This is a genomic window from Vibrio sp. 10N.286.51.E5, assembly GCF_041469125.1.
In the GTDB taxonomy this organism is placed as follows: Bacteria; Pseudomonadota; Gammaproteobacteria; order Enterobacterales; family Vibrionaceae; genus Vibrio; species Vibrio crassostreae_C.
The window spans coordinates 1-10,257 of record NZ_JBFRJZ010000050.1 but is presented as its reverse complement, the minus strand read 5'-3'; the positions used below and the strand labels follow the sequence as shown (position 1 = coordinate 10,257).

The following is a 10,257-nucleotide window of genomic DNA, read 5'->3' as shown; positions in this document are numbered from 1 at the left end:
CTTAGAACTTAGAACTTAGAGCTTATAGGCTTCTACGGTTTTGATGGTTGTCCAGTTGCTGTTGGCGTCTTGGATGAACTCTTGTGTATTCTCCAGCCAACGTTTTTGAACCGATTTGTCTAAGTTCAGATACAACTTCCCATCTTCCACCTTCCAAGCGAGAGGGTCGGTTTCAAACTTCTTACCCATGGCTACCCCAAACGCGCAGTAACCGCCATATTGAGGGGCATAGGCTTCTGGATTGGCTCGAAATTCATCTCTGTTTTCACTGCTCGCAAAGTTATAGATCGCATTCTTATAGGTCGCTGTGAACTCTGATGTGCCTTTTACTGGGCCTTCATTGGCAAAGTAAGCGACAGGGTCATAGCCTTTGATCGCGAGGTCATTGCTGTCGACACTCATATCAAGGTCTGCTGCCATTAACGAAAAGCTGGTGCCTAGTAACGCGGCCAATAGAGTGATTTTTTGACTGGTCGATTTCATGTGTGACATATCAAGTTCCTTGTCAGTGTTGGTTATCTTGTTTGAAATAATTTAGCCCACTCGTCCGGTCTATAGAGGGACAAAAGAACTAAAAACTAAGCGAATCGTTCGGAGGATGCATGGATCTGCTTTCACAACTAATGGAACACTTCTCGATACGTACTGGCGTTTTCTATTCAGGAAACCTGTGTGGGGTGTCGTCATTTAACGCGCAACAAGCTAAAGAGGGGCACCTTCATGTATTGAGCGCGGGGGAGTTGAGCTTGTCTAGCGCTCACACGGAACACCGGCATTTGTCGCAGCCGTGCATTGTTTATTTGCCGAATAGCACACCACATGCGATTGAAGGTGTGGGAGACGGCGCGGAAGTTGTGTGCGCGAACGTGGAGTATCGTTCTGGGCAGATGAACCCTTTATTGTCGGCTCTGCCTGACGTGATAGTGATTCCGTTTGAGGAGGCACCTAACTTAATGCCAGTGATCGAGGTGTTATCTAATGAGTCGAGCCAAGAATCGTCGGGGCAGCAGTACTTAATGGACAAATTGAGTGACGCCTTGATGGCTTTGATTTTCCGCCATCTCATCGAACAGCAGAAAATTGATAGCGGCGTTTTCTCTGCACTTGCTCACCCTCGATTGGCTTCTGTGGTCACGGCTATTCATCGATTACCTGCTCGTCACTATTCGATTACCGAAATGGCGTCACTGGCCGCGATGTCTCGCACTCAGTTTATTGAAGCGTTCAAACGAGAAGTGGGTGAAACGCCGGGAGATTATGTGCAAAAGTGGCGAGTCTCTGTGGCTCAATCTCTGTTATTGCAAAATAAGCCCATTAATTGGGTCGCTGATGAAGTGGGTTACAATAGCTATTCAGGATTCTCACGTGCTTTTCAACATGTTGCCGGAGTGTCGCCGCGCCTTTGGCTAAAGCAAAAGGCGTCTTGAAACGACGGGCAATCCCCACTCGGTTTATGGCTATTCGCATCAGGCTGGTCTATGTTTTAGCGGAAATTGTATGTAGTTTGTTCTTTTATCGGAAGAGGGTGTAAAAAGGTGGACTTTATAAGCGCGTTGTAACATCCTGCCGTCCTATTTTATCTAGACACCAATGAGACGAAGTGCCTGCTGAACATTATTCAGCCTCCCGTATCTCATTAAAGTATTAAGGAGTTCAACTTGAACCTATTTGTAAGAGACCTTACCGTTATCGATTCTTCATACATCTGTGAACACAGAGGGGTCGTAGGAGATAGTTGGATTTTAGATGTCACCATGTCTGGTGAACTTAATGAAATGAGCATGGTGCTGGATTTTAGCAAGGTCAAAAAACAGATCAAACAGCTTGTCGATGAGCACGTTGATCACCGTTTACTGCTGCCAATGCAAAGCGCTGCAATTGTTCTTCAAGCGAGCAAAGCGGGCTATTCTAAGGTTGATGTGTTGCGTGGTGACAAGAGCCTTCATTTACATTGCCCTGATGAAGCGTACTGCCTTATTGATGCAGAAGCGGTCACCATCGAGAGTGTGACCGCACACGTTTACAATATTCTTCGCGATAACCTACCAAGTAACGTCACAGGGTTAGAGATCACCTTACGTCATGAGAACATTAATGGCGCGTTTTACCACTACACTCATGGTTTGAAAAAGCATGATGGCAACTGCCAACGCATCGCCCATGGTCACCGTTCTCCAGTAGAAATCGTGGTTGATGGTCAGCGTGACGAGCAACGTGAACAAGCATTTGCTCAGCGTTGGGAAGACATTTATTTAGGTTCTAAAGAAGACCAAGTTTCAGTTTCATCACTTAACCTGAGTGAAAACGCGAACAGTGTTAATGATGAAAGTCACTATGGCTTCCGCTACACCGCGCCACAAGGCGAATTTGAGCTAGCAATTGCTAAGAGTGAGACGGAAATTTTACCGACAGATACCACGGTGGAATTACTTGCTGGCTATATCGCGGATCAAGTTGAACCGAGCCTAGCAGAGAACCAATCACTACAAATCGTCGCTTATGAAGGTGTTGGCAAGGGCGCAATGGCGTTCCGATAACACTCCAGCGAGTGACAGATTCTCGTTACTGACATGATGAAATAAAGGCAAGATAATCCGTTATCTTGCCTTTATTTTTTGTTGCTCTTTAAAACTGATTTAGCGAAGTAGCACGCGTCGCAGTGGTGTTTTTTCGATTCCAACAATCAACCCGAAGCTCAACAATACGGTGCCAAAAAATACCGTAACGTCTTTTGCCAATTCCGTAATGCCTAAAACTCCACAGACATTGAACAACACGATAATGATCAGCAGATGGCAAACGTAGATACCCAGCATGCGATTTGAAATGGCGCGAACCCAAGCGTAGTTACCCATGTTTGGATTTGCTAAAAGCCACATGAACACGCCCATCCCCCACAGCGCCGTGCCAAACAAGAAATCATTCATGTTGAATCCGACGTCGAACGTGGTGAGCCATGCCGCCTCAGCAAAGTGAATCAACATGCCTAACGCTAATAATCCCAACGCTTTAGTTGATGACACCTTCCATTGATTCTGACGAATAAGAAAACCTAAGGTCACCATTAACGTGCTAAAGAACGGGCCGTTACGCGTGAAGAAGGGTGCTTCTAACCCGGTTAGCGTTGCGTAGCTGCCCGCTAAAACACCATAAACGTAAAGTACAATAGCCGCTGGTAATAGCAGTTTGTCGAGTTTCATTTCGACTATCAAAGCAATGATCAAAACGGCACATACGAGAGCGGGAATAAACCATAAATGAACCAATCCACCCTCTAAGAAAGAGTTAAGTGGCGTGTTCATTAAGAAACCCCAATAGCCTTGGCGCTCACCTAGGTATCCAAACTCTTCTACCTTCGCGAGGTTGAATGGCATCACTAGGCAAATGATGCTCCATGCCAACCATACCTTAAGCAGTGGTTTAGAGTAGTTAATGACGGTTTGCCACGGGGAGGCAGTCAGCTTGGGCTGAATAAGATAACCGGAGATTAGGAAAAACAGAGGTACCGCAAAACGAGCGGTTTGGTTGAGTACATAACCGATCCAAGGCACTTCATTTATTTGCCAATAAGTGAGTGCCATTTGACCGTGTAAACCAATGATCGCCAAGATAGCAATCACTCGGCCTAACTCAATACTGGCGATGTGTTGTGAAGGCGTATGTTGAACGGAAGACATATCAGATCTCTTAGTAAAATTTTTACGAAATCTAGCAGTCTTTATGCCCAACCAGTTAGTCCTAAATCAAGGCTTATGACCTTTGTTTCAAGGCTTGTGTCGGTTTTTTGAAGCCTGTCGCAGCTATATTAAATCCATTGCAGTAAGTACAAAAATACCGAGAGTACAAGTGATAAGAGAAACAACAGTAGTAAGCGCGATGATGTTAGCCGCCAGTGTTGAGTTTCCTCCCATCGCACGAGCCATAACGTAGCTTGCCGCTGCTGTTGGTGCTGCGCTCATCAAGAAAATAAGTCCGAGATCGAGCCCTTCAAATCCTAAGTACCCAGCCGCCAGTGTAATCAGTAACGGTGAGGCAATTAACTTGTAGCTAGAGGCGAACCACGTCGACAACTTTTCTTGTTTGAGTGAGCTGATGTCCAGCGACCCACCGGTACACAGCAGTGCTAAAGGCAACGTCATGTTGGCAAAGTATTGACCAGCGTCAGTGACCATTTTTGGGATAGGAATCGAAAGTGCATAGAAGACGACCGCTAAGAAAATAGCGATGATCAATGGGTTTTTGGTAATCGACTTGGCGATTACTTTAATCGCTTTCGCGCCAGTGTCTTCGCCTTTGGGTGTCAGTGCAATCACGGCTTGAATGTTATACAGCACGGTTAGAGATGCGACATAGATAGCCGCCAATGCCACGCCTTGGTTGCCATAGATATTAGCCACATAGGCGAGGCCGATGATCGCGGTATTAGCGCGAAATCCACCTTGGACAATCACACCTTGATCTTTCGAACCTTTGAATACCAACTTGGTCGAGAAAATCGTGAACAAGAAAAAGATAAAGTTAGCGATGACGCCAAAGGCAACTAACGCGCTACTGGCTGAAAAGTTGTGATTCGATTGAACAATACTCAGAAATAGCATCGCGGGCAGGGTGACTTGAAAGACCACCTTAGATGCGACATCAATGAAATTGTCATTGATTAAGCCGATTCGCTTGAGCATCACACCAAGAAACAGCATTAAACAGATAGGGCCTGTTACCGACGCCGAAAACGCAAACTGTTCCCAAAGTGTGTTCATTTTCTTTCCCTAGTTATTAAACTCAATAATCGGTTAACTCAAATTCCTTTGAATACTGTCGCATTTTTCCATAGTTCTTTGATAAGACAAAATGAATACCAAAGGTTAAGTAAAAAATCTTGAAAAAAAGAACGAACGTGCTAAAAATAATGTATCAGATTTATTATTGGTGAATAATGAGTAAGGGAAAGATAACCAAAGAGTATATTTTGAGCCATGCATTCGCGCTTGCAAGTGAGAATGGGCTTGAGAGTTTGACGATTGGCGAGTTAGCCAAGCAATGTGGCATGTCTAAGAGTGGATTGTTTGCACACTTCAACTCTAAAGAGAACCTGCAACTCTCTGTACTCGAGTATTCCAACGCCATATTCACCGAAAGAGTCATCATTCCCGCAAGAGAGCTGGGTGATGGTGATATTGAAGCGAAATTGAAACAGTTGCTCGACAATTGGCTAGGCTGGAACCATTCGTTCCAAGGCAGTTGCATGTTTATTGATGCATGGAAAGATGCGGGCAGTGAAACGTCTGTGATTCAGAAAGCACTGCAGAAAACGATTTCAGTGTGGATTGATTACTTGACGATTCAGGTAGCAAAAGCGGTTGAGAGCAAACAGTTCAGAGCCGATTTAGATCCTAAACAGGCAACCTTTGAGTTATACGGCCTCTACTTGAGTGCGAACTTGTTCTACTCGTTACGAGGCCAACAAGCGAGCCATACCCATTTTTGGAGTGGTGTACAGCGCTTAATTGCTAGCTGGAAGGCGGTTTAACTCGTAAATCACTTAGTTCGGCAAACCATAGAGTTTGCAAACCAGTTAGTTTGCAAGCTTCTTAGCTCGCAAACTATTGAACTCGTAAAGCATGTGACTTTGCTTAACTAGGGTTTGCAAAAGATTTTAAGAGAAGTGGCGGCAAGCAGCCATAAAAAGCGCTATCGCCATTTTTTATACCAACAAATAGCACGGTCGTTCGATTTTTAGGGCCGAGCTCGATCCGCCAATGATGATGGCGATACAAGGAACGGTCATGAGTGACAAAATCTACTTTAATACATCGAACAAATTCAGTTTCAAACGCAGCTTAATTGGCGCAACAACCAATCTGCATTACATCTTAGCGCCGAGCCATGCGAAGAAAACGGCACGTAAGCTGCTGCTCACTCCAATGCGTACCGAGCAAAAAAATGCTGATCCCCAAGGGCTTATTAAGAGTGAAATCAAAGGTCGTGATGGCGTTATCAAAACGTATTCTTTGGGTACTGGTCCAGTTTGGGTGCTGACCCACGGTTGGTCTGGTACCGCGAGTCAGTTTTTCCCTCTGATGGAACACATCGCTGCCAAAGGTTTTACGGCTCTGGCTTACGATCATCCTGCTCATGGTGGCAGCGATGGTGTGCATGGTCATATTCCTGCGTTTGTGAACGGTCTTGAAGCGATTCTAGATTCGGTAGGTGAGGTAGCTGGTTTGGTCGGTCACAGCATGGGTACCGCTTCTGCGTTGGAATGCAAGCACGTTAAATTGGAAAACAAGCCACTATTGCTGATTGCACCTGTACTGGATTATCTAGAAAACCTATTTGGCAGCGTCGCACGTTCTGGTTACTCAATGAAACTGTTTGAGGCGGTAGTCGGAGAAGTAGAAGAGCAGTTTAACTATCCAATTCAGTCTGTTGATCCCTATGGAAAGCTAGCGCTTCGTGAGTCTCAGACGATCATCGTTCATGATGAGCAAGACAAGTTTACTAAGTTTGATGTGTCTCAGCGTGCTGCTAATGAAATGGGTCGCGTTACTTTAATTGCGACTCAAGGACAGGGCCACGGTCGAGTAATGAAGTGCCCACAAGTATTTGAGAGCTTTGATAACTTGATTGGTTAACTTTAACGAATCAAGCCAGTAGAACGCAGGTTAAGAAAACAACACTAAAAAGGCCAACCAGACATTATCTGATTGGCCTTGCTTTTAGGTGTTTAGTTGACGCTTAGTTAGTGTTTAGCTCAACCCTACTTTTAGTTAGCAGCTTGCAGGACCGATCTCTTTCCACACGCCCCATTGGCCTGTCGTTGTTGGATCTTCACCGGTTGTCCACCATTTCGCTTCCCAAACCTTACCGCCTTGAGTCACTTGGTCGCCACCAGTGTAAACCGCGCCTGAATCCCAAGCATTAGTACACGTACCGCTGCCTGTGGTTTTCTTAAGAACTGTCACTGAAGTAGCTGCTACTGATGTCTCTGTGCCATCGCTGACCGTTACAGAGAAGTTCAGCGTTGTGTCTTGAGTGTATTCTGCCGCGACAAAGCTCACTGAAGAACCTTGAACCGTTGCATCAATACCAGCAGGTACATCCCACGTGAAGGTTAATGTGTCTTGGTCTGCATCGCTCGAAGCCGAAGCATCAACCACGACTACATCACCCGCATTAACTTCAGCCGGAGCCGTAACTACAGCAACCGGTGCTGTATTGACTGGGCCCGTGTCCTTAGGAGTTACGGTTACAACAACGGTGTCAGTTGCAGTAGCACCTTCGTTATCAGTTACCGTTAGGCTGAACGTGAGTACTTCTTGTTGAGCGACTTCAACCACATCGAAGCTTGCAACAGCGGCATTAGCGTTCGCCAACGTTACTGCCGAACCACTTACTTGTGACCAAGCGTAGCTCGCGATTGTACCGTCGCTGTCTTTTGAAGCGCTGCCATCTAGAGAAACAGAAGCTGGGCCTTCAACCGATTGGTCTGCGCCTGCAGCTGCCGTTGGTTTGCGGTTGACAGGATCTGTTGTACCGCCCGCTAGGCCTTCATGCATCGCATTCAGAATGTCGCCGTTGTCTGCATCAATTTCCCAAGAGAATAGACCCGCAAGACCAAGGCTACGAACGTATGCACCTTTTGCTTTTACCGAGCGGTCATCATCAAATGTGATGAGCTGGCCTGAAGTACGGTTCCAAACGTAAGGCGCTTCTGCCATTTCGTCGTAGCCGTATTCGAAGCCGTTGATGCCTTGGTTATTCGCGCCAAGCATGTTCGCTTTAATGCCTTTGTAATCAATAACGCCATCTTCCCATACGCCTTGCGCAGAGCTACCTTTCAGTTTGCCGTTACCTACCCCTGTCATAGGGTCGCTAGGATCGGTGAGTGATGATGGTAATACGCCTTCCCAACCACGACCGTACATCGCTGTACCAACCACAAGCTTGTTAGCTGGAACGCCTTGTTCAAGTAGTAATTGGATGCCGTTGTCTGTGGTGTAAGCTGGGCCTGTGTACTGCTCGCCATTTTCATCAAGGCCTGTGCCATCACATTGACCAGGACGCATGAAGTTACCGCAGTTTAGAGCTGTTTGGTGACCTAACACGTTGTTCCAACCGCCGTAGAAGTCGTAAGTCATTGCGAAGATGTAATCCATGTATTGGATAGCATCGCCGTAGTCTACGTCTTCAATCTTATCGTGGCCGACACCAATCGCAGAAGTGAGCTCGTAAGTACGACCGTTTTCCGCTTCTAGCTCATCTAGCATCACGCGAAGTTCTGCCATCAATGCAATGTAAGCTGGGCCGTCATTTACAGGGTCACCAAGGCCTGGCGCAGCACCGCCTCCACCAGGGAATTCCCAGTCGATATCCACACCGTCGTAGAATTTCCATGTGTTAAGGAATTTCTTAACAGACGCAACGAAGGTGTCACGGTTGGCTTTGGTTGTGAAATCAAAGAACGGGTCAGACAGCGTCCAGCCACCAATCGATGGGATGATCTTCAAATCAGGATTACGCTGTTTGAGCGCCATCATCATTGCGTAGTTACCCTTGATCGGTGAGCTGTATTCGTGGCCCGCTTGAGGGAAACTCTTCTGGAAAGCGGCCCATGGGTCATGGATTACTACTTCGTAATCATTAACACCCTGACAGGCTGTCATGAGTGCGTTGTAGCTGTTACCGCCTACTGATTTCACTGATTCATTAGGACCACAAATTGGGATGAAGCCATAAAGGATATGGGTCAAGTTATCAGCGGGTAGGTTATCGACTGTGTAATCACGGCCATAGATACCCCACTCAACAAAGTAAGTACCTACTACCGTGTTTGGATCTGTGTTGTATGACTTGTTGTTCGGGTCCACATTCATCGCAAGCGGCGCTAGGTGTGAGCCATCGGTATCTGCGATTGTGATCTGAGCGGGTGCACTCTTGGCACAGCCTGTTTCGTCACACGCTTCAATTTCCATTTGAAATAAGCCGCCTTGGCCGTATTCGAATGAAGCTGTCGTTTGGCTGCCAGTTATAGGGCCAGTGGCCACTTTAACGCCATCAAAGTAGATGTTGTAAGTGTTTCCTGACGTTCCGCTCCATTGGTTGAATTTAACGTCGACCTTTGCTTTGTCGTGATATTTAACCATCTGGTTATAACCAGAAGTCGTTTCCATCGCGAGTTCAATTTTAGAAAACTGTAGGTTGTTGGAACCGTACATGTCGATGCTAGGTGCTGTTGGTGCAGCTAATGCTGTACCTGATAGCGCTAGAGCAATGCTTGCCGCACAGGTATTAATACGAATCATACTATTTCTCTCATTCCTTGAAGGTTACGAGAACCAAATGGCCCCATAAACGGCTCCAATCAGTTTTGAAGGAGCTTCCCAGTCAGTATTCGAGAGAGTTTTAATTTTATAACTGAAAATAAATCCGTTTTCGATGGACAACTAAAAAATATTGTTTCGTTACAATTCTGTTGCTTAATGAGTGAGAGGCTGAGTCCATATTTTATAAAATAAAACGTCCTTCAGAATGAAAATCTCATAAGTTAAAATCCACGACATGAAGTTATGCAAAGATGCGACAAATGATAGGAAAATATCGCAAGTTGAAGCAGTATCACAAAGCGAAGTGTGCTGGGTGAGCGGTGCAGATCGGTAGGTAAATATGAAAGTAGTGATGTGGAGAATACTTTTTACGGAGAAGACTGTTATTTGGAAGACTGAGAAGGGGATTATCTTTTGAATTGCTCGGCTAAAGAAGCCCGTCTTTGTTGCATCACACTGTGGGTATCACCAACTGCAGTATCCTCGTAGCCTTCTTTAATAAATTGCTGAGATGGTACGCTTGGCTCTAGTCGCTTCAAGCGAGGAGAATCGTAAGTACCACTGATGGTGTAAACGGTGGTTCCAGAGCCTGTGCTGATCGTGACAATCTTGCCATCAAAATCAAACGAGGTAGCAATGAGGCGATGATTCATCATCACACCATTATCTGAAAGTGTCAGGGTATCTGTATTGTAAGGTGGTGCTGCAATCTCTATCCATGTGCCATAGACATTGCTTGGGCTGACAGATTGTTGGTGGGCTTGGTAAGCAAAATAGCCCGCGGTGAGGGCAATCATAAAGCCAGCTAATAGGAAGCTGTAGAGTAACGAGTTGGCAAATAAATCTCTGCTTTTGATCGACTTTTTTGCCATTATCTCTTCATTTTCCCACTGATATTATTTTAGATTCTATTAACTAGGGCGTGTTGATCTTT

The 10,257-nt window shown here is 45.8% G+C and carries 9 protein-coding genes; 4 read left to right on the top strand and 5 right to left on the bottom strand.

Going from position 1 to position 10,257, the window contains the following annotated elements; translation table 11 throughout:
• Positions 1-15: 15 nt before the first annotated feature.
• The gene (locus tag AB4161_RS17495) at positions 16-492 is read right to left on the bottom strand and encodes a YHS domain-containing (seleno)protein (protein WP_048610296.1); all 477 of its coding nucleotides are present in this window, start codon (positions 490-492) and stop codon (positions 16-18) included.
• 110 nt (positions 493-602) lie between these two features.
• On the opposite strand from AB4161_RS17495, the gene AB4161_RS17490 reads away from it, so the two are divergent.
• Together AB4161_RS17490 and AB4161_RS17485 are read left to right on the top strand one after the other, a co-directional pair.
• Positions 603-1,427, top strand: a complete 825-nt coding sequence (locus tag AB4161_RS17490) for a cupin domain-containing protein (protein WP_372083726.1) — start codon at positions 603-605, stop codon at positions 1,425-1,427.
• 231 nt (positions 1,428-1,658) lie between these two features.
• A complete protein-coding gene (locus tag AB4161_RS17485) occupies positions 1,659-2,537 on the top strand; it encodes a 6-pyruvoyl tetrahydropterin synthase family protein (RefSeq protein ID WP_372083725.1) in 879 nt (292 codons plus the stop codon).
• 99 nt (positions 2,538-2,636) lie between these two features.
• On the opposite strand, the gene AB4161_RS17480 is transcribed toward AB4161_RS17485, so the two are convergent.
• Positions 2,637-3,677, bottom strand: a complete 1,041-nt coding sequence (locus AB4161_RS17480) for an acyltransferase (RefSeq protein ID WP_372083724.1) — start codon at positions 3,675-3,677, stop codon at positions 2,637-2,639.
• Positions 3,678-3,800: 123 nt separating this feature from the next.
• Positions 3,801-4,757, bottom strand: coding sequence for an AEC family transporter (locus AB4161_RS17475; protein WP_017072390.1), 957 nt, complete (start codon positions 4,755-4,757; stop codon positions 3,801-3,803).
• A 176-nt stretch (positions 4,758-4,933) separates the two neighbouring features.
• Between AB4161_RS17475 and AB4161_RS17470 the strand changes: the two genes are divergently transcribed.
• Both AB4161_RS17470 and AB4161_RS17465 read left to right on the top strand, forming a co-directional pair.
• Complete coding sequence (locus AB4161_RS17470; RefSeq protein ID WP_065676404.1) at positions 4,934-5,527, top strand: TetR/AcrR family transcriptional regulator; 594 nt, start codon at positions 4,934-4,936, stop codon at positions 5,525-5,527.
• Between the two features lie 256 nt (positions 5,528-5,783).
• Positions 5,784-6,632, top strand: a complete 849-nt coding sequence (locus tag AB4161_RS17465; protein WP_017061536.1) for an alpha/beta hydrolase — start codon at positions 5,784-5,786, stop codon at positions 6,630-6,632.
• A gap of 135 nt (positions 6,633-6,767) precedes the next feature.
• On the opposite strand, the gene AB4161_RS17460 is transcribed toward AB4161_RS17465, so the two are convergent.
• Both AB4161_RS17460 and AB4161_RS17455 read right to left on the bottom strand, forming a co-directional pair.
• The gene (locus AB4161_RS17460; protein WP_372083722.1) at positions 6,768-9,302 is read right to left on the bottom strand and encodes a glycosyl hydrolase family 18 protein; all 2,535 of its coding nucleotides are present in this window, start codon (positions 9,300-9,302) and stop codon (positions 6,768-6,770) included.
• A gap of 428 nt (positions 9,303-9,730) precedes the next feature.
• On the bottom strand, positions 9,731-10,195 hold the full coding sequence (locus AB4161_RS17455) for a DUF2850 domain-containing protein (protein WP_017094226.1): 465 nt from the start codon (positions 10,193-10,195) through the stop codon (positions 9,731-9,733).
• Positions 10,196-10,257: the final 62 nt, after the last annotated feature.

What these genes read in the sequence shown, in the direction of transcription:
- AB4161_RS17460 (WP_372083722.1), bottom strand. Translation starts at nt 9,302, where the DNA reads ATGATTCGTATTAATACCTGTGCGGCAAGCATTGCTCTAGCGCTATCA.
- AB4161_RS17495 (WP_048610296.1), bottom strand. Translation starts at nt 492, where the DNA reads ATGTCACACATGAAATCGACCAGTCAAAAAATCACTCTATTGGCCGCG.
- AB4161_RS17480 (WP_372083724.1), bottom strand. Translation starts at nt 3,677, where the DNA reads ATGTCTTCCGTTCAACATACGCCTTCACAACACATCGCCAGTATTGAG.
- AB4161_RS17475 (WP_017072390.1), bottom strand. Translation starts at nt 4,757, where the DNA reads ATGAACACACTTTGGGAACAGTTTGCGTTTTCGGCGTCGGTAACAGGC.
- AB4161_RS17470 (WP_065676404.1), top strand. Translation starts at nt 4,934, where the DNA reads ATGAGTAAGGGAAAGATAACCAAAGAGTATATTTTGAGCCATGCATTC.
- AB4161_RS17490 (WP_372083726.1), top strand. Translation starts at nt 603, where the DNA reads ATGGATCTGCTTTCACAACTAATGGAACACTTCTCGATACGTACTGGC.
- AB4161_RS17455 (WP_017094226.1), bottom strand. Translation starts at nt 10,195, where the DNA reads ATGGCAAAAAAGTCGATCAAAAGCAGAGATTTATTTGCCAACTCGTTA.
- AB4161_RS17465 (WP_017061536.1), top strand. Translation starts at nt 5,784, where the DNA reads ATGAGTGACAAAATCTACTTTAATACATCGAACAAATTCAGTTTCAAA.